Annotated in this window: 21 protein-coding genes; 15 read left to right on the plus strand and 6 right to left on the minus strand. The window is 68.2% G+C overall.

Features of this window, described 5'->3' with window-relative positions:
• Window positions 1-75: 75 nt before the first annotated feature.
• The 5 genes from dnaE to DT073_RS08695 all read left to right on the plus strand — a co-directional run bounded on the left by dnaE (window position 76) and on the right by DT073_RS08695 (window position 7703).
• Entirely contained in the window at window positions 76-3540 is a 3465-nt protein-coding gene (dnaE, locus tag DT073_RS08675; RefSeq protein WP_240638838.1) for a DNA polymerase III subunit alpha, read from the plus strand.
• Window positions 3541-3656: 116 nt separating this feature from the next.
• Window positions 3657-4841, plus strand: a complete 1185-nt coding sequence (locus tag DT073_RS16065; protein ID WP_502697149.1) for a hypothetical protein — start codon at window positions 3657-3659, stop codon at window positions 4839-4841.
• A gap of 14 nt (window positions 4842-4855) precedes the next feature.
• Entirely contained in the window at window positions 4856-6154 is a 1299-nt protein-coding gene (gene hisD, locus DT073_RS08685; RefSeq protein WP_124293028.1) for a histidinol dehydrogenase, read from the plus strand.
• 12 nt (window positions 6155-6166) lie between these two features.
• Window positions 6167-6652 (plus strand): transcriptional regulator NrdR, encoded by a 486-nt coding sequence (gene nrdR / locus DT073_RS08690; RefSeq protein WP_124293029.1) that lies wholly within the window; start codon window positions 6167-6169, stop codon window positions 6650-6652.
• 10 nt (window positions 6653-6662) lie between these two features.
• Window positions 6663-7703: a quinone-dependent dihydroorotate dehydrogenase gene (locus DT073_RS08695; RefSeq protein WP_124293030.1), complete on the plus strand. Its 1041-nt coding sequence runs from the start codon at window positions 6663-6665 to the stop codon at window positions 7701-7703.
• 1 nt (window position 7704) lies between these two features.
• Here the strand turns inward: DT073_RS08695 and DT073_RS08700 are convergent, their stop codons facing one another.
• Window positions 7705-8304 (minus strand): DUF3043 domain-containing protein, encoded by a 600-nt coding sequence (locus tag DT073_RS08700; protein ID WP_124293031.1) that lies wholly within the window; start codon window positions 8302-8304, stop codon window positions 7705-7707.
• Window positions 8305-8352: 48 nt separating this feature from the next.
• On the opposite strand from DT073_RS08700, the gene DT073_RS08705 reads away from it, so the two are divergent.
• The 6 genes from DT073_RS08705 (at window position 8353) to DT073_RS08730 (ending at window position 14295) form a co-directional block, all read left to right on the plus strand.
• Window positions 8353-9747, plus strand: coding sequence for a dipeptidase (locus tag DT073_RS08705; protein WP_124293032.1), 1395 nt, complete (start codon window positions 8353-8355; stop codon window positions 9745-9747).
• 90 nt (window positions 9748-9837) lie between these two features.
• Window positions 9838-10200 (plus strand): iron-sulfur cluster insertion protein ErpA, encoded by a 363-nt coding sequence (gene erpA, locus DT073_RS08710; RefSeq protein ID WP_124293033.1) that lies wholly within the window; start codon window positions 9838-9840, stop codon window positions 10198-10200.
• 155 nt (window positions 10201-10355) lie between these two features.
• Window positions 10356-11285: an aa3-type cytochrome oxidase subunit II gene (ctaC, locus tag DT073_RS08715; protein WP_124293034.1), complete on the plus strand. Its 930-nt coding sequence runs from the start codon at window positions 10356-10358 to the stop codon at window positions 11283-11285.
• A 2-nt stretch (window positions 11286-11287) separates the two neighbouring features.
• Window positions 11288-13051 (plus strand): aa3-type cytochrome oxidase subunit I, encoded by a 1764-nt coding sequence (ctaD, locus tag DT073_RS08720; protein WP_124293035.1) that lies wholly within the window; start codon window positions 11288-11290, stop codon window positions 13049-13051.
• Window positions 13052-13492: an aa3-type cytochrome oxidase subunit IV gene (ctaF, locus tag DT073_RS08725; protein WP_124293036.1), complete on the plus strand. Its 441-nt coding sequence runs from the start codon at window positions 13052-13054 to the stop codon at window positions 13490-13492.
• Between the two features lie 2 nt (window positions 13493-13494).
• A complete protein-coding gene (locus tag DT073_RS08730) occupies window positions 13495-14295 on the plus strand; it encodes a PP2C family protein-serine/threonine phosphatase (RefSeq protein ID WP_124293037.1) in 801 nt (266 codons plus the stop codon).
• A gap of 27 nt (window positions 14296-14322) precedes the next feature.
• On the opposite strand, the gene DT073_RS08735 is transcribed toward DT073_RS08730, so the two are convergent.
• From DT073_RS08735 to ctaE, 5 genes are all read right to left on the minus strand, one after another.
• On the minus strand, window positions 14323-14748 hold the full coding sequence (locus DT073_RS08735; protein WP_124293038.1) for a rhodanese-like domain-containing protein: 426 nt from the start codon (window positions 14746-14748) through the stop codon (window positions 14323-14325).
• Between the two features lie 198 nt (window positions 14749-14946).
• On the minus strand, window positions 14947-16743 hold the full coding sequence (gene qcrB / locus DT073_RS08740) for a cytochrome bc1 complex cytochrome b subunit (RefSeq protein ID WP_124294433.1): 1797 nt from the start codon (window positions 16741-16743) through the stop codon (window positions 14947-14949).
• Window positions 16744-16787: 44 nt separating this feature from the next.
• Window positions 16788-17867: a cytochrome bc1 complex Rieske iron-sulfur subunit gene (gene qcrA, locus DT073_RS08745; protein WP_124293039.1), complete on the minus strand. Its 1080-nt coding sequence runs from the start codon at window positions 17865-17867 to the stop codon at window positions 16788-16790.
• Between the two features lie 29 nt (window positions 17868-17896).
• Complete coding sequence (gene qcrC, locus DT073_RS08750) at window positions 17897-18697, minus strand: cytochrome bc1 complex diheme cytochrome c subunit (protein ID WP_124294434.1); 801 nt, start codon at window positions 18695-18697, stop codon at window positions 17897-17899.
• A 20-nt stretch (window positions 18698-18717) separates the two neighbouring features.
• Window positions 18718-19362 carry an aa3-type cytochrome oxidase subunit III gene (gene ctaE / locus DT073_RS08755; protein WP_124293040.1) on the minus strand — a complete coding sequence of 215 codons (645 nt, stop codon included), beginning with the start codon at window positions 19360-19362 and terminating at the stop codon, window positions 18718-18720.
• A gap of 146 nt (window positions 19363-19508) precedes the next feature.
• Between ctaE and trpD the strand changes: the two genes are divergently transcribed.
• Genes trpD through DT073_RS08775 form a run of 4 tightly spaced genes read left to right on the plus strand, consistent with a single transcriptional unit; the run spans window position 19509 to window position 23381 of the window.
• Window positions 19509-20573 (plus strand): anthranilate phosphoribosyltransferase, encoded by a 1065-nt coding sequence (gene trpD, locus DT073_RS08760; RefSeq protein ID WP_124293041.1) that lies wholly within the window; start codon window positions 19509-19511, stop codon window positions 20571-20573.
• The gene (locus tag DT073_RS08765) at window positions 20570-21565 is read left to right on the plus strand and encodes a PHP domain-containing protein (protein ID WP_124293042.1); all 996 of its coding nucleotides are present in this window, start codon (window positions 20570-20572) and stop codon (window positions 21563-21565) included. The genes trpD and DT073_RS08765 overlap by 4 nt, the downstream gene beginning before the upstream one ends.
• A complete protein-coding gene (locus DT073_RS08770; protein ID WP_164478172.1) occupies window positions 21544-22860 on the plus strand; it encodes an MFS transporter in 1317 nt (438 codons plus the stop codon). The genes DT073_RS08765 and DT073_RS08770 overlap by 22 nt, the downstream gene beginning before the upstream one ends.
• Complete coding sequence (locus DT073_RS08775; protein ID WP_124293044.1) at window positions 22857-23381, plus strand: hypothetical protein; 525 nt, start codon at window positions 22857-22859, stop codon at window positions 23379-23381. The genes DT073_RS08770 and DT073_RS08775 overlap by 4 nt, the downstream gene beginning before the upstream one ends.
• The last annotated feature ends 48 nt before the right edge of the window (window positions 23382-23429 follow it).

Below are 23429 nucleotides of genomic sequence, written 5' to 3' on the forward strand. Positions count from 1 at the left end.
GTCCGACCTCCCGCGTACGCTGGTTGCGTGGCATCCGACTCCTTCGTTCACCTGCACGTGCACAGCGAGTACTCGATGCTCGACGGGGCGGCCAAGATCGGCGCCATGACGCAGGCGGCGGCCGATTACGGCATGCCGGCCATCGCCGTCACCGACCACGGCAACACCTTCGCCGCGTTCGAGTTCTACAACGCCGCCAAGGCGGCGGGCATCAAGCCGATCATCGGTCTCGAGGCCTACGTCACCCCCGGCACGCACCGCAGCGACAAATCCCGCGTGCAGTGGGGCACCCCCGAGCAGCGCAGCGACGATGTCTCCGGCTCCGGCGCGTACACCCACATGACGATGTGGAGTCAGAGCACCGAGGGCATGCACAATCTCTTCCGGCTCAGCTCGTTGTCGAGCATGGAGGGGTACTACTTCAAGCCGCGTATGGACCGGGAACTGCTCGAGACCTACGGCAAGGGACTGATCGCGACGACGGGGTGCCCGTCGGGCGAGGTGCAGACGCGACTGCGTCTCGGCCAGTACGACGCCGCGCGGGCGGCGGCCGCGGAGTTCCAGGACATCTTCGGCAGGGAGAACTACTTCGCCGAGATCATGGATCACGGTCTCTCCATCGAGCGGCGGGTGATGACCGATCTGATCCGCATCTCGAAGGATCTCGGCATCCCGCTGGTGGCGACCAACGACTCCCACTACACCCACCAGCACGAGGCCGACGCGCACGCGGCGCTGCTGTGCGTGCAGTCGGGATCGACCCTCGACGACCCCAACCGGTTCAAGTTCGACGGCGACGGGTACTACGTCAAGACGGCGCAGGAGATGCGGCAGATCTTCCGCGAGCACCCGGAGGCGTGCGACAACACGCTCCTCATCGCCGAGCGATGCGAGGTCGAGTTCAACACGAGCGCCAACTACATGCCGCGCTTCCCCGTGCCCGACGGTGAGACCGAGGACAGCTGGCTGGTCAAGGAGGTCGAGAAAGGCCTCCATTACCGGTACCCGAACGGCATCCCGGACAACGTCCGCAAGCAGGCCGAGTACGAGACCGGAATCATCCTGCAGATGGGGTTCCCCGGCTACTTCCTGGTCGTCGCCGACTTCATCAACTGGGCCAAGGACAACGGCATCCGCGTGGGTCCCGGCCGCGGTTCCGGCGCGGGGTCGATGGTCGCCTACGCCATGCGCATCACCGACCTCGACCCGCTCGAGCACGGCCTGATCTTCGAGCGCTTCCTCAACCCCGACCGCGTCTCGATGCCCGACTTCGATGTCGACTTCGACGACCGGCGCCGCGGCGAGGTGATCGACTACGTCACCGAGAAGTACGGCTCCGAGCGGGTCGCGCAGATCGTGACGTACGGCACCATCAAGTCCAAGCAGGCTCTGAAGGACGCGGGCCGGGTGCTGGGCTTCCCGTTCAGCATGGGGGAGCGGCTGACCAAGGCCATGCCGCCGGCGGTCATGGGAAAGGACATGCCGCTGAGCGGGATGTACGACGCCCAGCATCCGCGCTTCAAAGAGGCCAGCGAGTTCCGCGCCCTCATCGACACCGATCCCGAGGCCAAGACGGTCTTCGACCGGGCTCTCGGGCTCGAGGGGCTGAAGCGTCAGTGGGGCGTTCACGCCGCGGGCGTCATCATGTCGTCGGAGCCCCTGCTCGACATCATCCCGATCATGCGCCGCGAGCAGGACGGGCAGATCGTCACGCAGTTCGACTATCCGTCGTGCGAAGCCCTGGGTCTGATCAAGATGGACTTCCTCGGGCTGCGCAACCTCACGATCATCTCGGACGCGCTCGACAACATCCGGATGAACCGGGGCGAGGAGCTCGACCTCGAGCACCTGGCGCTCGACGACACAGCGGCGTACGAGCTGCTCACCCGTGGCGACACCCTCGGCGTGTTCCAGCTCGACGGTGGTCCGATGCGCTCGCTGCTGCGACTTCTCAAGCCCGACAACTTCGAAGACGTGTCGGCCGTCATCGCGCTCTACCGACCCGGCCCCATGGGTGCGAACTCCCACATCAACTACGCCCTCCGCAAGAACGGTCAGCAGGAGGTCACGCCGATCCACCCCGAGCTCGAGGAGCCGCTCAAAGACATCCTCGACATCAGCTACGGCCTGATCATCTATCAGGAGCAGGTCATGGCGATCGCGCAGAAGGTGGCGGGCTTCTCGCTCGGCCAGGCGGACATTCTCCGCCGCGCGATGGGGAAGAAGAAGAAGTCCGAGCTCGACAAGCAGTACGAGGGCTTCTCGGGTGGGATGAAGGAGCGGGGCTACGGCGAGTCGGCGATCAAGGCGCTGTGGGACATCCTGCTGCCCTTCTCGGACTACGCGTTCAACAAAGCGCACTCGGCTGCGTACGGACTGGTGTCCTACTGGACGGCGTACCTGAAGGCCCATTATCCGGCTGAGTACATGGCGGCGCTCCTGACGAGCGTGGGCGACTCCAAGGACAAGATGGCCGTCTACCTCAACGAGTGCCGACGCATGGGCATCAAGGTGCTGCCGCCGGACGTGGGGGAGTCGATCCGCTACTTCGCGGCCGTCGGCGAAGACATCCGCTTCGGACTGGGCGCGGTGCGCAACGTCGGGGCTAACGTGGTCGACGCCATCGTCGCGGCCCGCCAGGAGGCGCGCTTCACGTCCTTCCACGACTTCCTGTCGAAGGTTCCCGTGCCCGTCGCCAACAAACGGACCGTCGAGTCGCTGATCAAGGCGGGCGCGTTCGACTCGCTCGGGGCGACACGCCGTGCGCTGATGGAGATCCATGAGGATGCCACCGAGCAGGCCGTCCTCGACAAGCGGCGTGAGGCCAACGGCGAGGTCGGATTCGACTTCGATTCCCTGTGGGACGAACCGCAGCAGGTGCAGAAGGTGCCCGACCGGCCGGAGTGGACCAAGAAGGACAAGCTGGCCTTCGAGCGCGAGATGCTCGGGCTCTACGTCTCCGACCACCCGCTCGCGGGGTTGGAGATCCCGCTGGCCAAGCACGCCTCGCTGTCGATCCACGACCTGTTGGCCTCGGAGGACATCGCCGACGGCGAGCAGGTGACCGTCGCCGGTCTCGTCACGAGCGTGCAACACCGGGTCGCCAAGTCCAGCGGCAATCCGTACGGCATGATCACCGTCGAGGACTTCGATGGTGAGGTCACCGTCATGTTCATGGGCAAGACCTACACCGAGTTCCAGTCGATGCTCCAGGCCGACTCGATCCTCGTGGTCCGCGGACGCGTATCGCGACGCGATGACGGCATGAATCTGCACGCCGTCTCGGCCTTCGTACCCGATCTCGGGGCGGTGGACGCGGCCGGTCCGCTCGTTCTCCTCGTTCCCGAGCATCGGGCGACCGAAACGGTGGTGACCGAACTCGCTCAGGTGCTGACTCGTCACCGCGGCGACACCGAGGTGACTCTGCGTCTGCATAAGGGCGGTGTGGCCAAGGTGTTCGAGGTCCCGCTGCCGGTGACGGTGACCGCCGACCTGTACGGCGAGTTGAAAGGTCTTCTCGGGCCCCAGTGTCTCGGGTGATCGAGCGCGGCGGCTCGTCTCCCGCAGCGTGCTGTCGCGACGACGCCCATGATCAGGATGGGCGGCGCAGGTAAGATCGGGAGTCGCCGTGCGGACCGCGCGGCTCCCCGGGAAGGATGACTGTGACCGACGGAATCAGCAACGACGAACCGACCGTGGGCGCCCCCGCCACGACCGCCGCGACCGATGACGCGCCCACCGTCGACGGCGGCCCCTCCGACACCGGGGTGGAGTACGGCGTGGGGCCCTTCTCGCTGCGAGAGGTGATCCTGGGCGGCGTCTGGCTCGTGGCCTTCGTCGTGTCGTTCTTCTCCTTCAGCACCGTGCAGTTCAGCTCGGTGTGGACCACCGGTCTGTGGTGGATCCTCACCATCGGCGTGCCCACGGCCGCGGTCTTCCTGCTGGCACTGCGACGGCTCTCGCCGGAGGGGATCCGACGTGTCGGCTCGCTCGGGATCGACCAGTTCGCCTCCGTGGCCTTCACCGTTTCGGCGGTCATCTGGCTGCACCTGATCTGGGAGACCGTCGCCATCGTCGTCGCCGGCGGCCCGTGGCTGCGCGGCTGGGTGATCTGGGTCGAGTTCTTCCTCATGCTCGCCGGTGTCGTCCTCACCGTGTTCGCGCCGCTGGTCCCTGCCGTCGCCGAGGACTTCCGCGACCGTCGCGAGGTCGTCGCCCACCGTTTCGCCCGCCCCGCGCGACCGGTCACGCCGCGTCCGCGCACCCCTCGTGCTCCGAAGCCCACGCCGGCCCCCGCCGCCGCGCCGGCGCAGGACAGCGCCCCCGACACCGCCGCCGACGACACCGGATCGTACGACACCGGCGCATACGGCGTGAACCCCTACGCACCCGCCTCCGCGGGCGCGCACGCCTCCGCAGGTGTCCCGGTCGGACCCGAAGCGATGAGCGGATCGGACGCGGATGCCGACCGTGCGAGCCAGACAGGCGATCTCGAGGCGATGTTCGGGCCTTCGCGCACCGAGCGCCCCGACGCCGATGACGACGAGCCGAAGACGGCGGTCGCCGACACCGTGGCCACCGACGTCACTCCCGACGACGATGCTCGGGATGCCGACCAGACGGCCACCACGGTGATCGAACCCGAGACGCGCTACCAGGCGTTCTGGGCCCTCGTGCCCGAGGAGCGCGACATCGTCGACGAGAACGGCGCCACCCTGTTCCGCATCGGTCCGACCGCGTGGGCGCTCGTGATCGAAGACCGCAAGACCCACTTCGTCGTGCGTCACGAAGACGGCCGCACCGGGTACCTGCACGACGTCTCCGGCGTCACCCGCGGCTGAGGATCCCCATCGATATGCGCACCATCGATCTGCGGGGACAGGCTCTCGCCCCCGCCGAGCTGCTCGCTGCCGTTCCCCGTGCGGCGGGCACCCGCGAGGCGGCGTTCACCGCCGCGTCCGACATCGTCGCCGACGTCGCGGCGCGCGGCGAGGCGTCGCTGCGTGAGCAGGCGGAGCGATTCGACGGGGTCACCGGACACGACATCCGGGTGCCGGCCGCGCACCTCGATGAGGCGCTGACGGGCCTCGCCCCCGACATTCGCGCAGCGCTCGAGGAGGCGATCGACCGCGTGCGCCTCGGTTCGGCGGCGCAGGTCCCGGCGGAGATCGTCACCATGATCCGTCCCGGCGCGCGCATCGTGCAGCGGTGGCAGCCCGTACGTCGCGTGGGCCTGTACGTCCCCGGGGGCAAGGCCGTCTACCCGTCGAGCGTCGTGATGAACGTCGTCCCCGCGCAGATCGCCGGGGTCGCCGAGGTCGCACTCGCCTCGCCCCCGCAGCGTGAGCACGGTGGGCGGGTGCATCCCGTCATCCTCGCCGCCGCGCGACTTCTGGGCGTCGCCGAGGTCTACGCGATGGGCGGTGCCGGAGCGATCGGCGCCTTCGCCCACGGCGTCACCGACATCGGCCTGTCGCCTGTCGACGTGGTGACCGGACCCGGCAACAACTTCGTCGCAGCGGCCAAGCGCGCCGTCGCGGGTCTGGTCGGCACCGACTCCGAGGCCGGGGCCACGGAGATCCTCATCGTCGCGGACGATTCCGCTGACGCCGACATCGTCGCGGCTGACCTCATCAGTCAGGCAGAGCATGACGAGCAGGCATCCGCCGTCCTCGTCACCACGTCGCCCGCCCTCGCCGACGCCGTTGCGGCGGCGGTCGCGCGGAGGGCCGCCGCAACCCGTCATGCGACACGCGTGCAGACCGCCCTCGCCGGCGCGCAATCGGCCATCGTGCTGGTGGACGATCAGGCCGCCGCCACGGCGTTCAGCAACGCCTACGCCCCCGAGCACCTCGAACTCCACCTGGCCGATCCCCGCCCGGAGGACTTCGTCCACGCCGGCGCGATCTTCGTCGGTCGTCACACGCCGGTGAGTCTCGGCGACTACCTCGCAGGGAGCAACCATGTCCTCCCGACCGGGGGACAGGCCCGCTATGCGGCCGGGCTGTCGGCGTCGACATTCCTCCGGCCGCAGCAGGTGGTGACATACGACGAGCAGGCGCTGGCCGACGTGCGCGACGCGATCGTGACGCTGGCCGATGCCGAGGACCTCCCCGCGCACGGCGAGGCCGTGACCGCACGCTTCTCGGCGTAACCTGTTCTCGCCATGCATTGTCCCTTCTGTCGTCATTCCGACTCCCGCGTCATCGACTCGCGTACCAGCGACGACGGACTGAGCATCAAACGCCGCCGGCAGTGCCCGGAGTGCGGCGGCCGGTTCTCGACCATCGAGACGGCGAGTCTCAATGTGATCAAGCGATCCGGGGTGATCGAACCATTCAGCCGCGAGAAGGTCATGTCGGGTGTCCGCAAGGCCTGCCAGGGGCGCCCTGTCACCGAGGGTGACCTCGCGGTTCTCGCCCAGACCGTCGAAGAGGCGGTACGTCAGACCGGCGCCTCGCAGATCGACACCAACGAGATCGGCCTGGCGATCCTCGGCCCGCTCCGCGAGCTCGACGAGGTCGCCTTCCTGCGTTTCGCCAGCGTCTACCAGGCCTTCGATTCCCTGGAGGATTTCGAATCGGCCATCGCCGGCCTCCGTGCCGACCACGCCGATCGCGTGCGGACGGGTGAGAGCGAGCCGACTCGCTAGCCTGGAGGGGATGTATCCCCTCCTGTTTCGCACGGTCCTCGCGCGCATGGACCCCGAAACCGCGCACCACGCCGCGGTCGTCGTGATCCGGGCGCTCGGCGTGCCGCCGCTGTCCGTGCTCGCATCCCGCCTCACCCGGCCGGCTCCGACGCTGGAGACCTCAGCGCTCGGCCTGACGTTCCCGACGCCGTTCGGTGTGGCAGCCGGGTTCGACAAGGACGTCCGTGCCGCGCGCGGACTCGCCGCACTCGGATTCGGTCACATCGAGGTGGGCACGATCACCGCCCACCCGCAGCCGGGGAACCCCCGCCCGCGCTTGTTCCGCTTGATCCCCGACCGTGCGGTCATCAATCGAATGGGCTTCAACAACGCCGGTGCCGAGGCCGCCGCCGCGCGATTGGTCGCCCTCCGCCGACGTCGGCGCCGGCCCCTCATCGGGGTGAACATCGGCAAGAGCCGCGTCGTGGAGGTGGCCGATGCGACGGCCGACTACGTGCGCAGCACGAGACTGCTCGCCCCCCTCGCCGACTACCTCGTGGTCAACGTGTCCTCGCCCAACACGCCGGGCCTGCGCGACCTCCAGGCGGTCGCCAGCCTCGGGCCGCTGCTGAAGGCCGTCAAGGATGCCGCCGGCGACACACCCCTGCTGGTGAAGATCGCTCCGGATCTCGCAGACGAAGACATCGTCGAGGTTGCCAGACTCGCTGTCGACGGCGGACTCGCGGGCATCATCGCCACGAACACCACCATCGGGCGCGAGGGGCTCACCACCGATCCGCAGACCGTCGCCGCTGCCGGCGCAGGCGGCCTCTCCGGAGCGCCGCTGCGCCATCGCTCGCTCGAGGTGCTGCGACTGCTGCGCCGAAGCGTTCCCGCCTCCTTCGCAGTGATCTCCGTCGGCGGGGTGGAAACGGGGGAGGACGTGCGCGAGCGGCTGGAGGCCGGCGCCACCCTCGTCCAGGGGTACACCGGATTCCTCTACCGCGGTCCGCTCTGGGCGCGTCAGATCAACCGAGCGCTCGCCCGCTCGGTCGCGCACCCGTCGGTCTGAGTCAGGCGATCCGCCCGCCGCGGAATCCGCGACGCTTCACCTGGGGCTTGGGAAGGCGCAGGAATCGCATCTGGATGCTGCGCATCGCGGCGTACCACCCCAGGCCCTTCTCCATCTTGTCGGCTCCGAACTTCTCCCGGGCGCCGCGCTTGACGCGGATCGAGGTGATGATCATGTCGCCGATGACGAACAGGATGAAGATCCACAGCACCACGAACGACCAGTACTGCACGGCGAGCACGGGGACGAAGGTCGCCACGATCACCAGGACCATGGCCGGCATGACCGCTTCACCCAGGTGGAACCCCGAATCGACGAAGTCGCGCACCCAGCGGCGCTGCGGGCCCTTGTCGCGGACCGGGAGATAGCGCTCGTCTCCGGCCGCCATGCCGGCGCGGGCCTTCTCGCGCTGCGCGGCGAGGTCGGCGCGCGCGCGTGCCTTGGCCTCCTTGGTGTCGGGAACCAGGGGACGCTTGCGAGCGGCCTCGCGCTCGGCGCGGGTCGGCGTCGCGCGGCCCTTCCCCGTCGCGGATGCGGCGCCCTCGGGCGCGTCCTTCGGTGTGGAAGCTGCGGGGGTGGGTGCGCCGGGAGTCTTGGCCACGGGAGATCCTTGGAAGCGGAGAACGGGTGTCCGCTTAAGATTACCCGCATGACCTCCACCCCCACCCGGCGCGATGCCGTCCGCGACGCCGCGCTCTCCGGCATCCCCACCGCCCTGGCCGATCTCGGTGCGCTCGTGCGCATCCCCTCCGTGGCGTTCCCCGGTTTCGATCACGCCGAGGTGCGCCGATCGGCCGAGGCGGTGGCGACGCTCGCACGCGAGACCGGCGTCTTCGACGACGTGCGGATCGTGGACGCCGCCGTTCCCGACACCGGCGAGCGGGGGATGCCGGCGGTGCTGGCCACGCGCGCCGCGGCGCCCGGGCGGCCGACCATCCTGCTCTACGCCCACCATGACGTCCAGCCCGTCGGTGACGAGTCGCTGTGGGACTCACCCCCCTTCGAGCCCACCGTGCGCGACGGGCGGCTCTACGGGCGGGGCGCCGCCGACGACAAGGCCGGCGTGATGGCCCACATCGCCGCGGTCCGTGCGCTCCGCGATGCTGCGGGCGAAGACCTGGGGCTCGGCATCGCCCTGTTCATCGAAGGAGAGGAGGAGGCGGGCTCGCGTTCGTTCGCGCAGTTCCTCTCCGACAACGCCGAGACACTGCGTGCCGACGTGATCGTCGTCGCCGACTCGGGCAACTGGGACGCGCGGACGCCGGCGCTGACCGTGTCGCTGAGAGGCAACGTGCGCTTCACGCTGATCGTGCGAACCCTCGATCACGCCTCGCACTCCGGGATGTTCGGGGGTGCCGTGCCCGACGCCATGCTCGCCACCATCCGACTGCTGTCCACGCTCTGGGACACCGACGGGTCGGTCGCGGTCGAGGGGCTCGCTCGCCGGGACGCGGCGACCCCCGAGTACACCGAGGAGACCCTGCGCGACGAGGCGGGCCTGCTCGACGGCGTGAGCCCGATCGGCTCGGGCTCGATCCTCAGCCGCATCTGGAACCAGCCCTCGGTGACGGTCACCGGCATCGACGCGCCGAGCGTGAAGAACGCCTCCAACACGCTCAGCCCGGAGGTCTCTGTCGTCGTCAGCGCGCGCATCGCGCCGGGCCAGTCGGCGTCGGAGGCGTACGAGGCCCTCCGTGCCCATCTCGAGCGGCACGCGCCGTTCGGTGCTCGACTCGCCTTCGGCGATGTCGACCTCGGTGACGGCTTCCTCGTCGACACCAGCGGCTGGGCCGTGGAGTCGGTCCGGACCGCTTTCGCCGAAGGCTACGGCGTCGACCCGGTGGACTTGGGTGTCGGCGGATCGATTCCGTTCATCGCCGACCTCGTCCGCGAGTTCCCCACCGCCCAGATCCTCGTCACCGGTGTCGAAGACCCGCACGCCCGCGCCCACGCGCCGAATGAGTCGCTCCACCTCGACACGTTCCGCAACGCTGTCGTCTCGGAAGCGCTGCTCCTGGAGGAGCTGGATCGCAGAGTCTCTTGATGGGCGTGCTATCCCGTCCTGAACGAGGGGCCGGGGCGTAGAATCGGTTCACCGAGCCCTGTCTCGCGCACTGCACCCGGAGGATCTGAAATGACCGACACCGCTCTGTCCACCGACACCGCGCGCGCACACGGCGTGCTTCTCACCGATGCCGCCGCGCTGAAGGTGAAGAACCTGCTCGATCAGGAAGGTCGCGACGACCTGCGGCTTCGCGTCGCCGTCCAGCCGGGCGGATGCAGCGGGTTGATCTATCAGCTCTACTTCGATGAGCGTCTGCTCGAGGGCGACAAGACCGTCGACTTCGACGGCGTCGAGGTCATCGTCGACGACATGAGCGTCCCCTACCTCGATGGTGCGACGATCGACTTCAAGGACACCATCTCCGAGCAGGGCTTCACGATCGACAACCCGAACGCGGCCGGCAGCTGCGCCTGCGGCGACAGCTTCCACTGACCCGCTCATGACCGGTCATCTCACCTCGGCGACGCGTCGTCGGGGGCGACGATGAGCGTGTCCTCGCGGTCGAACAACCTGTGCGTCAGGCCAGAACGCGCCCAGAGGTTGCCCTAGACTGGCCACGGAAACACACTGAACGGAAAGGTGCGCACGTGCCCTCGAAACGCCGTCTCCGCTGGGCGTTCGTCCCGGTCGGGATCGCCGCGGCCCTCGCGCTCGCGGGATGCACTCCGACCGAGTTGAACGGGTACCTGCCCGGCTTCGTCGAGGAGGGGACGCCGGCGACCAACCGGACCGAACTCGTCTCGGGTCTGTGGGTCAACTCCTGGATCGTCCTCCTCGCCGTCGGCGTGGTGACCTGGGGTCTCATGGGCTGGGCGGCGATCGCCTACCGTCGGCGCAAGGGTCAGACCGGCCTTCCCGTGCAGCTGCGGTACAACATGCCGATCGAGATCTTCTACACGATCGTGCCGCTGATCCTCGTCGTCGGCTTCTTCGCCTTCACCGCCCGCGACCAGGCGATCATCGAGACGCAGTATGAGGACCCCGACGTCTCGATCACCGCGATCGGCAAGCAGTGGGCGTGGGACTTCCAGTACAACGGCGAGGACGAGGACAACTCCGACGCCGTGTGGAGCATGGGTGTGCAGGCCGAGCCCGACGCCCGCGGCGACTACGACCAGGCAGCGCTGCCGACCCTCTACCTTCCCGTGAACCAGACGGTGAAGATCGATCTCGAAGCCCGCGACGTCATCCACAGCTTCTGGATCATCGACTTCCTTTACAAGAAGGACATGTACATCGGCAAGGACAACGAATGGTCCTTCACGCCGACCCGAGAGGGCACGTACGCCGGCAAGTGCGCCGAGCTCTGCGGCGAGTACCACTCCGCGATGCTCTTCAACGTCGAGGTCGTCAGCGAGGCGGAGTACGAGCAGTACCTCGACTCTCTCCGCGACCGCGGCCAGACCGGTGACATCACCGATGCGTACGACCGGTTGCAGAACCTTCCCGGCACCGGGGCGGGCTCCGAAACGGAGACCAGCTCGAGCGGGGAAACGAGCACAGAGGATCAGGGCTGATCATGGCGACGACACTGCCACTGCAGGAATCCACCCCCGGCCGCTCGACCACGCTGCCGCCGCGGCAGGCCGCGCTGCTGAGCTCGTCCCGCGTCGAGCAGAAGGGCAACATCGTCGTCAAGTGGATCACCTCCACTGACCACAAGACGATCGGGTACATGTACCTGATCGCGTCGGTGGTGTTCTTCATGTTCGCCGGCGTGATGGCCCTCATCATCCGCGCCGAGCTGTTCGAGCCCGGCATGCAGGTCGTTCCGACCAAGGAGCAGTACAACCAGCTGTTCACGATGCACGGCACCGTGATGCTCCTGATGTTCGCGACGCCGCTGTTCGCGGGCTTCGCCAATGCCATCCTGCCGCTGCAGATCGGCGCTCCCGACGTCGCCTTCCCGCGTCTGAACGCCTTCGCCTTCTGGCTGTTCCTGTTCGGTTCGATGATCGCGGTCTCGGGCTTCCTGACGCCGGCGGGTGCGGCCTCGTTCGGCTGGTTCGCCTATCAGCCATTGGCGAGTGCGACCTTCTCACCAGGTGTCGGTGGGAACCTCTGGATGCTCGGCCTCGGCATGAGCGGTTTCGGCACGATCCTGGGTGCCGTGAACTTCATCACCACCATCATCACGATGCGTGCCCCGGGCATGACGATGTGGCGCATGCCGATCTTCACCTGGAACACCCTCGTCACCAGCATCCTGATCCTGATGGCCTTCCCGGTCCTCGCCGCCGCGATCCTCGCCGCCGGTTCGGACCGCATCTTCGGCTCGCACGTCTACGACCCCGAGAACGGCGGCGTGCTGCTGTGGCAGCACCTGTTCTGGTTCTTCGGCCACCCCGAGGTCTACATCATCGCGCTGCCGTTCTTCGGCATCGTCTCCGAGGTGTTCCCGGTGTTCAGCCGCAAGCCGATCTTCGGTTACAAGACGCTCGTCTACGCGACCATCGCCATCGCGGCGCTCTCGGTGGCGGTGTGGGCGCACCACATGTACGTCACCGGCGGCGTGCTCCTGCCCTTCTTCGCGTTGATGACGATGCTCATCGCCGTTCCCACAGGCGTGAAGATCTTCAACTGGATCGGCACGATGTGGCGAGGGTCGGTGACCTTCGAGACGCCCATGGTGTTCGCGCTCGGCTTCCTCGTCTCGTTCGTCTTCGGCGGTCTGACCGGCGTCATCCTCTCGTCCCCGCCGCTGGACTTCCACCTCTCCGACTCGTACTTCGTCGTGGCGCACTTCCACTACGTCGTCTTCGGAACGGTCGTGTTCGCGATGTTCGCCGGCTTCTACTTCTGGTGGCCGAAGTGGACGGGTCGCATGCTGAACGAGCGCCTCGGCATCATCCACTTCTGGCTGCTGTTCATCGGCTTCCACATGACCTTCCTCATCCAGCACTGGCTGGGCGTGGACGGCATGGTCCGTCGCTACGCCGACTACTCCGCCGCCGACGGGTGGACCTGGCAAAACCAGGTCTCCACCATCGGTGCGATGATCCTCGGTGCGTCGATGATCCCGTTCCTCTTCAACGTCTGGATCACCGCGCGCAAGGCGCCGAAGGTCACCGTCAACGACCCGTGGGGATACGGCGCTTCGCTCGAGTGGGCGACGTCGTGCCCGCCGCCGCGGCACAACTTCACCTCGATCCCGCGCATCCGCAGCGAGCGTCCGGCGTTCGACCTGAACCACCCCGAGGCGGGCCTCCCCGTCGGCGTGGGCCCGGCGAAGGACGCGCCCGACACGCCCGTGGTCGACCTGGCACAGGGAGAGGTCAAGTAAGTGCGTACCAACGTCGGACTCTGGTGGCTGCTCAGCGGCTTCTTCCTCCTGGTCTTCGCGTTCTACACGGTGTGGAACATCATCTCCTACACGACCGCCGAGGTTCCGTGGTTCTCGGCGATCGAGTGGGTCGGTTCCGTCGCGCTGCTGTTCACGGCCTTCATGGCGGCCCTGATCGCGTTCTACATCCAGCGCGTGCATGTCGCTCAGGGTGGCGAGCTGCCCGAGGACGTGCTGACCGCCGACATCGATGACGGCGACCCCGAGATGGGCGAGTTCAGCCCGTGGTCGTGGTGGCCCATCGTGCTGGCCTTCTCTGCGGGTCTCGCGTTCATCGGCCTCGCCGTGGGGGCGTGGATGGTGCCGATCGGCCTCGGAGTCTTCGCTGTCGCGATCGTCGGCTGGGTGTACGAGTACTACCGCGGATACTTCGCCCGCTGACGGTGGGCTTCCGACTGGAGTCGGTCGCGGTATCCGCATCGGGCCCGAGACCGAGCAACCAGGACTCCGCGTTCGCCGCGCCCTGGGGTGCGGGAGTCGCCGACGGAGTTGGCGGCGGTCCGGCCGGAGATCTCGCGTCAGCCGCCTTCGTGCACCGTCTGGTGGCGGGGTGGCACCAGTCTCCCGATGCCGAGATGCTGACCGAGCGGACGCTGCTGGCCAACTGGGACATCGCCGCCCATGCGCACCGTGATCCCCGGCTCGCCGGCATGGCGACGACCTTCACGGGCCTGTTCGTCGGATATCGGAACCGGCTCCTCCTCGCCCACATCGGAGACTCCCGCGCCTACTCGCTCCGGTCGGGCACGATGACCCGGATGACGCGGGACGACTCGTTCGTCCAGGCGCTGGTCGACGGCGGCCACGTGCGCGCCGAGGACGCCATGAGCCACCCGCACCGGAACCTGATCACCGCCTCCATGTCCGGCGGCCCTGACGACCTTCCGCTGGTGACGTGGGTCGATCCCCTCCACGATGACCGCTGGCTCCTGTGCAGCGACGGGCTCACCGACTACGTCGACGACGGGGCCGTGAGCGAGGTCCTGAGTCGGGATGACCGCGAGGACGCGGCGTCCGAGCTCGTCGACCTGGCGCTCGATGCCGGCGCTTCTGACAACGTCACCGTGGTGGTCGCCGACGTGATCGCGTCGGGCGACTCCCCGCCCCGGAAGACGCCGGTGTTCGTCGGTGCCGCGGCGCGACGGTTCACGCTCGACGATCCGTTCCGCGACGTCGCCGTCTGAGTCCAATCGCGTCTCGCAGAGCGCCGGTCATCCGGCCGCGGTCGTCTCCGACCGCACGACCATGACGGTCGGGTCGAACGTGCGGGGGAGGGGGCCTTCGTCGTTCTCGGTGGGCTGTCCCTCCCTGACCCAGTACTCGTACCCGCCGATCATCTCCCGCACCGCGATGCCGAGGCCGGCAAGGGCGGCCGCCGCCTTGGTGCCGGCGTTGCAGCCGGGGCTCCAGCAGTAGACGACGACCTCTCCCCCCCCCGCCAGCTCCCGAGGCGCCCGTGTGGGGATGTCGCGATAGGGGAGGTGCCGGGCGCCCGTGATGCGCCCCTGCCGCCACGCTTCGTCGCTGCGCACGTCGAGGAGCACGACGTCCTCGCCCGCGCGCTGCGCGGCGTACACGTCGGAGGCGTCGGTCTCGTAGGCGAGCTTGGCGGCGAAATACGAGGCAGCGTCGATCATGAGCCCACCGTAGGGGCGGACGATCGACGTCGCGATCCGCGTGTCGGTCACCGACCGGTGGTTTCCTGCCGATTCGCGAGATGCGCCCACCGGGGTGACGCGAACAGGGGCCGCGCGGACGCACCCGCAACCCGAGGGTCGACATGATGAAGGGCCCTGCCCTCCCGGGGGAGTGCAGGGCCCTTCATCATGAACGGATCAGTCTTTGTCGCGGTTCGGGGGACGGGTCTCCTCGGCGACGATGACGTTCGAGGGACGCACCGCCGTCTCCGAGCGGTTGCCGTCGTCGATGGGCACATGCGGGGCGTCGGGGACTCCGGCGCGCTCGTGGGCGCCCTGCAGCTCGGCGTCCTTCTCGCTGGCGACGTGGTCGAGCGTGTGGTGCTGGTGCTCCAGCGCCGCGTCGAGTTCCGTCTGCGTGAGCGGGGTGAGGCGGTCCTCGAAGAACCACCGAGAGATCGACGCGCGCACGTTCTGGTGCCACGGGATGCGGCCCTTCGCGTTCGGACGCACCACGAGGGGCTCGTACACGTCGGTCTCGATGAGCTTCCAGCGCTCGTACTCGTCGACCGGCTGGTGGACCTCGATGTACTCGCCGCCCGGGAGGCGCACGATGCGGCCCGACTCGTAGCCGTGAAGGAGGATCTCGCGGTCCTTCTTCTGCAGCGCGATGCAGATGCGCTTGGTGACGAAGTAGGCGATGATCGGGCCGAGGATGAGCGCGACCTGCAGGGTGTGGATGACACCCTCCATGGTGAGCCAGAAGTGGGTTGCGATCAGGTCGGAGGACGCTGCCGCCCACATCACCGCGTAGAAGGTGACACCGGCCGCGCCGATGGCGGTGCGGGTCGCCGCGTTGCGGGGACGCTGGGCGATGTGGTGCTCGCGCTTGTCGCCCGTGATCCACGCTTCGATGAAGGGGTAGAGGGCTACCACGACGAGGAAGAGGCCGAGGATCGTGATCGGGATGATGATGTTCCACGACCAGGTGCGGTCGAGGAAGACCGTCTCCAGGTGCGGCGGAATCAGACGCAGCATCCCGTCGGCGAAGCCGATGTACCAGTCCGGCTGGGTTCCCGCCGACACCGGCGACGGGTCGTACGGGCCGTAGTTCCAGATCGGGTTGATCGTGAACAGTGACGCGACCAGCACGATCACGCCGAACGTGATGAAGAAGAAGCCGCCCATCTTGGACATGTAGACCGGCATCATCGGGTAGCCCACGACGTTGTCGTTCGTGCGGCCAGGGCCGGCGAACTGCGTGTGCTTGTTGATGATCATCAGCATCAGGTGCGCGACGAGCAGCGCGACCAGGATGGCGGGCAGCAGCAGGATGTGCAGCGCGTAGAGGCGACCGACGATGGCGGTGCCCGGGAACTCGCCGCCGAAGAGCAGGAACGAGGTCCACGTGCCGATCAGGGGGATGCCCTTGATCATTCCGTCGATGATGCGGAGGCCGTTGCCCGACAGCACGTCGTCGGGGAGCGAGTAGCCCGTGAAGCCCTCGCCCATCGCGAGGACGAACAGCACGAAGCCGATGACCCAGTTGAGCTCGCGGGGCTTGCGGAACGCGCCGGTGAAGAACACGCGGAGCATGTGCACACCGATGCCGGCGATGAAGACCAGCGCAGCCCAGTGGTGGATCTGGCGGACCAGGAGGCCGCCTCGGATATCGAACGAGATCTCGAGCGTCGAAGCCATGGCAGCCGACATCTCGATGCCGCGCATCGGCAGCCACGACCCGGTGTAGTGGGTCTCGACCATGGACGCGTCGAAGAAGAACGTCAGGAACGTCCCCGAGATGAGGACGACGACGAAGCTCCACAGCGCGATCTCACCGAGCATGAACGACCAGTGGTCGGGGAAGATCTTGCGACCCAGCTCTTTGACGAGGCCGGAGACGCTCGTGCGCTCATCGACGTAGTTGGCCGCCCAGCCGACGAATCGGCCTCCCAGCGGCTTGCCGTCGGTCGTGCCCTGGGTTCCGTCCGTCATGGCCGGCTCGAGGGTCACGTTCTCTGTGGGGTGGTTCCCGGTGCTCATCGGCGCTCCCAGAAGCTCGGGCCAACGGGTTCGGTGAAGTCACTCTGGGCCACGAGGTAGCCCTCGTCGTCCACCGTGATCGGTAGCTGCGGCAGCGGCCGAGCGGCCGGGCCGAAGATCACCCGTGCGCCGTTGGCCACGTCGAACTGCGACTGGTGGCACGGGCACAGCAGGTGGTGGGTCAGCTGCTCGTAAAGAGCGACGGGGCAGCCGACGTGCGTGCAGACCTTGGAGTAGGCCACGATCCCGTCGTAGGTCCAGTCCAGACGGTTGGTCTCGGCGGGGAGGTCCTCGGGGCGCAGGCGCATGAGGAGGACGATCGCCTTGGCCTTCTCCTCGAGGTAGCCCTCTTCGTGCGACAGCTCGGCGAGGGGTTCGGGGATGACGTGGAAGGCGGAGCCGAGCGTGACGTCGGCGGCCCGGATGGGCTCACCGGTGGGATCGAGGGCGAGACGCATGCCCTCCCCCCACATGGTGTGCTCCAGAAGGGCGACGGGGTTTCCGGCGATCGGGTTCTCGGTCGAGTTGAACGGAGCGAGACCGCGGAACAGCGTGATGCCCGGGAGGATCGAGGCGACCAGCGCCGCGAACAGGCCGTTGCGGATCAGCGCGCGGCGGCCGAAGCCGGACTCCTCGTTCGCCGTGCGGAACGATTCCACGACCGCGGCTCGGGTCGTGTCCTTGCCACGGGTGGCGTGGCGGGGCTCGACATGCTCCTTGTCGGCCATGATCGCCTTGGACCAGTGGATGGCGGCGATGCCGATGGCAAGGAGCGCCAGGGCGATCCCCAGACCGATGAAGAGGTTGTTGTACCGGATGTCGGTCAGGCGGCCACTCTCGATCGGGAACGCGAAGTACGCCACGATCGCTGCGATGCTGCCGGCGACCGACAGGTAGAACAGGGTGTAGACCGTGCGGACCGCCCGCTTCATCGCGGCGGGATCCTTGTCCGTCATCCGCTCGCGGTGGGGCGGCGGGGCCGGTGCTTTCACCGGATCCTTGACGGCCACGGCAAGACCGCTCGAGGGCTGCCAAGAAGCCCTCTCGTGGGCGAGCGCGTCGTCCTCGTGTGCCATGGTGCTCCTCGTTGCTGTGTCGTGTCGGGTCAGTTGGATTTCGCCGTGACCCACACGGTGATGGCGATCAGCGAACCGATGCCGAAGATCCAGATGAACAGACCCTCGGAGACCGGGCCCAGCGAACCGAGCTCGAACCCACCGGGGGACCGGTTTTCCTGTATGTAGAGCAGGTAGGTGATGATGTCCCGCTTCTCCTCGAGGGAGAGGTTCATGTTGTTGAACACCGGCATGTTCTGCGGGCCGGTCACCATCGCGGCGTAGATGTTCAGCGGCGACGTGCCGTCCAGCGCCGGAGCGTACTTGCCTTCGGTCAGCGCGCCGCCCGCGCCGGCGACGTTGTGGCACATCGCGCAGTTGATGCGGAACAGCTCGCCACCGTGGGACGCGTCGCCCTGACCGTCGAGGACCTCCTCGGCCGGGAACTCGGGACCGGGCGCGACCGACTGGACGTACTCGGCGAGAGCCTGGGTCTGCGCCTCGGTGAACTGCACCGGCTTCTGCGGGGCCTGCGGACCCTGCGCCTGCAGCGGCATGCGTCCGGTGCTGACCTGGAAGTGGACCGACAGCTCGCCGACGCCGTAGAGCGACGGGCCGGCCTCGGAGCCCTGGAGGTCCAGGCCGTGGCAGGTGGCGCAGTTGGCCTGGAACAGCAGTTCACCGTCTTCGACCGTGAGCTCCTGCGTCGAGCCACCGTCGTCGGTGGCCGCGACGGCCGCGGAGGCGCCGGCGTAGACGCCGCCGGTGATCAGCAGGCCGATGCCGATGAGGGCTGCGGCGGCCCAGGGGCTGCGGCGACCGGTCGCGCGGTGTGATTTCTTGCGTGCCATGTCGGGGTTCAGCTCCGCTCTCACTTGAGGAAGTAGATGACGAGGAAGAGGGCGATCCAGACGACGTCGACGAAGTGCCAGTAGTACGACACGACGATCGCCGAGGTCTCTTCCTTGCGCCCGAAGTTGCGGACCGCGTAGGCACGGCCGATGACGAGGAGGAAGGCGATGAGACCACCTGTGACGTGCAGGGCGTGGAACCCGGTGGTGAGGTAGAAGGCCGAGGCGTACGAGTCGGAATCGATCGTCATGCCTTCGTAGACGAGCTGGGCGTACTCCCACACCTGACCCGACACGAAGATCGCGCCGAGCGCGAAGGTGAGCCAGAACCACTCGACCATGCCCCAGCGGTTCCAGAAGCGGTTCGACTTCACCGTGTACGGCTGTGCGCGCTCAGCGGCGAAGACACCCATCTGGCATGTCACCGATGACAGCACCAGGATGATCGTGTTCACGGTCGCATACGGCACGTTCAGCAGCTCGGTGCGGTCGGCCCAGAGCTCGGGCGAGGTGCTGCGGAGGGTGAAGTAGATCGCGAACAGTCCCGCGAAGAACATCACCTCCGAACCGAGCCAGACGATCGTTCCGACGGCGACCGGATCGGGTCGCTTGACGGACCGCATGGCCTGGGAGTATGTGGCAGGGGTGGTCGTCACGCTCCCCATTATGTCTGAGATCGGGCCGTCGATCGCCCAACGGATCGGGTGGATCTCTCACCGTCGAACCAATCCTGGGGCTGCGTGATCGCTGAGGTTCCCCTCACAGAAGCCCAGGAAATGGCTCGACGGCGGTCGACAGTAGGCTGATGGCCATGGCGGAGCTCTCTTCATGGCCGAGTGTGCTGACGAGCCTGTTGGATCGACGCGACCTCAGCGTGTCCGAATCCACCTGGGCGATGCGTCAGATCATGACGGGCGACGCGACCCCCGCGCAGATCGGCGGCTTCCTCACCGCCCTGCGCGCGAAGGGCGAGACGGTCGACGAGATCGTCGGGTTCCGCGACGCGATCCTCGAGGCCGCGGTGCCCCTCGACGTGCCGGCCGAGGTCCTCGACATCGTCGGCACCGGCGGCGACAGGTTCGGCACGGTCAACGTCTCGACCATGGCTGCCGTCGTCGCCGCGGCATCCGGAATCCCCGTCGTCAAGCACGGCAACAAGGCCGCCAGCTCGTCGTCGGGATCCTCCGACGTGCTCTCGGCCCTCGGCATCGATCTCACCCTCGATCCCGCGGCCGTGGCCGAGAGCCTCTCCCGCGCGGGCATCACCTTCGCCTTCGCCACCGCGTTCCACCCCGGATTCCGCCACGCCGGTCCGGTGCGGCGAGAGCTCGGCGTCCCGACGGTGTTCAACTTCCTCGGGCCGCTGTGCAACCCCGCACGCGCCGAGGCGAACGCCGTGGGTGTGGCGAACCTCGACCGTGTCCCCCTCATCACCGGTGTCTTCCGCACGCGAGGCGCGACCGCGCTGGTCTTCCGCGGCGACGACGGATTGGACGAGCTCACCACCACCGGTCACAGCCGGTTGTGGGAGATCAGCCTCGGCGACGTGCACGAGCACGACCTGGATCCGCGCGATCTCGGCATTCCGCTCGCCGACATCGATGACCTGCTCGGTGGTCAGCCCGAGGAGAACGCCGCCGTCGTGCGCCGCGTGTTCGACGGCGAGAGAGGTCCGGTGCGCGACATCGTGCTGCTCAACGCCGCTGCAGGCATCGTCGCCTACGGGCTCTTCCGCGATCCCGGCCAGGCGGGTCGCCCGATCCTCGAGCGGCTGGCGGAGGCCCGGGATGTCGCTGCCGCGACCATCGACGACGGGGCGGCCGCCCGCAAGCTCGACGAGTGGGTCACCACGTCGCAGGCGCTCGCGGGGGCATGAACCCGCACGACGCGCTGACCGAGATCGCGCGACTCCTCGAACGCGAGCGGTCGTCTCGGTACAAGTCCAAGGCCTTCCGGACGGCGGCGGACGCCATCGCCGACCTCGACGACGCACAGCTGCGCGACACCGCCGCGCTGAAGCGGCGGAAGGGCATCGGCGACTCGACCTTCGCCGTGATCCAGGAGGCGCTGGCGGGCCGGGTCCCGCAGTATCTGAGCGATCTGCGCGCCAAGGCCGGGGGAGAGCGCATGTCTGCGCTGCGTCCCCTCCTGCGGGGAGACCTGCATGCGCACAGCGAGTGGTCGGACGGACTCACCTCCATCGACCTGATGGTCGCCGCGGCGAACGACCTGGGGCACGAGTACTTCGCGCTGACCGATCATTCGCCGCGTCTGCGCGTGGCGAACGGCCTGTCGGCCGAGCGCCTCCGCGAACAGCTGGGGGTCATCCGGTCGCTTTCTCCCGGCGGTGTCACCGTCCTCACCGGCATCGAGGTCGACATCCTCGACGACGGCGGTCTGGATCAGCAGGACGACCTGCTCCACGAGCTCGACGTGGTCGTCGCGTCGGTGCATTCTCACCTGCGCATGGAGCGCGGTCCCATGACGCGGCGGATAGTGGCGGCGGTCTCGAGCGGTCGCGTCGACGTGCTCGGGCACGTCACGGGACGGCTGGTCGAGGGATCGCGAGGGACGCGTCCGCCGTCGGAGTTCGACGCGCACGCCGTGTTCGAGGCCTGCGCAGCACACGGGGTGGCGGTGGAGATCAACTCCCGCCCCGAGCGCCAGGATCCGCCCGACGACCTCATCGCGATCGCGCTCGATGCCGGCTGCCTGTTCTCCATCGATTCCGATGCCCACGCGCCCGGACAGCTGTCGCTGCTGGACTACGGCGCCGAACGTGCCGAGAAGGTCGGGGTCCCCGCGGAACGGATCGTGACAACGTGGCCGCTGGAGAAGCTCCGGGAGTGGACAGGCGCCCGGCGGTGAATCGCTCCTTCCCCTGGTTCGTTATCGCCGGTGTCCTCACCGCCGCTCTGAGCCTGCGCGGACCCATCGTCTCGCCGACACCGGTGCTGCGCGACATCGAGGCCGACCTCGGCATCACCGGCGCGACCGCCGGGCTCCTCACCACCGCGCCCGTGCTCATGTTCGCGCTCCTCACCCCGCTCGCGGCGATCTTCGTCCGCCGCACGGGTGCCGAGATGGCCCTCCTCGTCTCGCTGTCGGGCGTGCTCCTGGGCACGGTCATCCGCGCCGTGCCCGATTTCGGCTTCATGCTCGCCGGGATGGTGGTGATCGGAGCATCGATCACCATCGGGAACGTCGTGATCCCGGTGATCATCCGGCGCGACGTGCCGCCCGAGCGGGTCGCGGTCGTCACCGCCGGATATGCGGCGACGATGAACGTCGGGTCGCTCATGACGTCGTCCTTGACCGCACCGCTGGCGTCGCTCATCGGCTGGCCGTGGGCGCTGCTGTCGTGGTCGCTCATCACGATCGCGGGCATCGTGCTCTGGGGTGCGCATCTCGCGCGGTCGCGGCGACAGGGCGAAGACGCGGAGCGTTACTCCGGAGACGTGACACCTGGGCGCGACGGCTCCGGCGGGGCATCCGCTCTCGACATCGACCCCGCCACGATCACCGGACCGCTGCCGGTCGTCGCCTCTCGGCGCGAGGAGAGGTCGATGATGCGCCGGCCCGTCACCTGGCTGCTCGTGGCGTCGTTCGGGTTGCAGAGCTTTCTGTACTACGGTCTGTCGACCTGGATGCCCGCGATCGCCTCCGATGAACTCGGGGTCGGGCCGGACACGGCCGGGGTGATCGCGTCGATCTACCAGGGGGCGGGGATCCTGGGAGCGTTCGTGGTCCCGTTCCTCGCCCGGTGGACGCCGCGGTTGGTGCCACCGGTGGTCATCTGCGTGTCGTGGGTCGTGCTGGGCATCGGACTGCTCGCCGCGCCGGAGCTGCTCGGCCTGTGGCTCGCGATCGGCGCCATCGGGCATGCGGGCGGGTTCGTCGTGATCTTCTCGGTGCTGGTCGCCGTGGCGCGCAGCGACAACGAAGCGGCGGGCCTCTCGGCTTTCGTGCAGGGCGGCGGGTACGTCGTCGCCGCCGCCGGCGGGCCCCTCTTCGGCCTGCTGCACGACCTCACCGGCAGCTGGACGCCGGCGCTCGTGCTCGTGCTGGCTCTCGTGGGGGTCTATTCCACGGTGCTGATCGGGGCTAGCGTCGCCTCCATGCGGAGCGGGCCGCGGGGAGGGACGAAGGGCGGACGAGGATGACGCGGCATCGACGTCTGGCTGATGCCGCCGTCCTGGCGGTCGTCCTGGGGTGCGTGATGACCGCCGTCGCCGGGTGTGCCGACGCGGGAGAGCATGTCGCGGGTCGATCCGGGGCGGGCAGTCCGACGCCGACGGCGGCGTGTCCTGCCGTGCCGGGGGTCGAGCTTCCGCCCGACTGTGCTCCTTATGACCCCGACGACGCGATGGCCGCCAACGACGGCTATCGGGAGCGCATGCCGCTCTCGGACGAGGCTGTCGCGGCGAACCGTGAGCTGCTTCCGGAGGTCGTCGTGGCGTTGGACGCGCTGCGAAGCGACGGGGCGGTCACCCCGGAATCGGTCGTCGCGACGCTGCGGGACGCGGGGTTGACGGACGTGCAGACGCGAGGCGACGCGGACGATCTCCTGTTCGGGGCGCTGGGCGTGGCCGGCGGGTGCTTCTACGGGGAGATCTCCGCTCAGACGGTGCAGATCGAGGTCGGCGGGCTCATTCTCGACGGCGGCTGTCTACCGGCGCAGTGACGTCGCGGTGTCTCCTGCACAGCGTTCCCGCTCGGTTGTGTCGGATAG

Source organism: Microbacterium sp. ABRD28, assembly GCF_003850245.1.
In the GTDB taxonomy this organism is placed as follows: domain Bacteria; phylum Actinomycetota; class Actinomycetes; order Actinomycetales; family Microbacteriaceae; genus Microbacterium.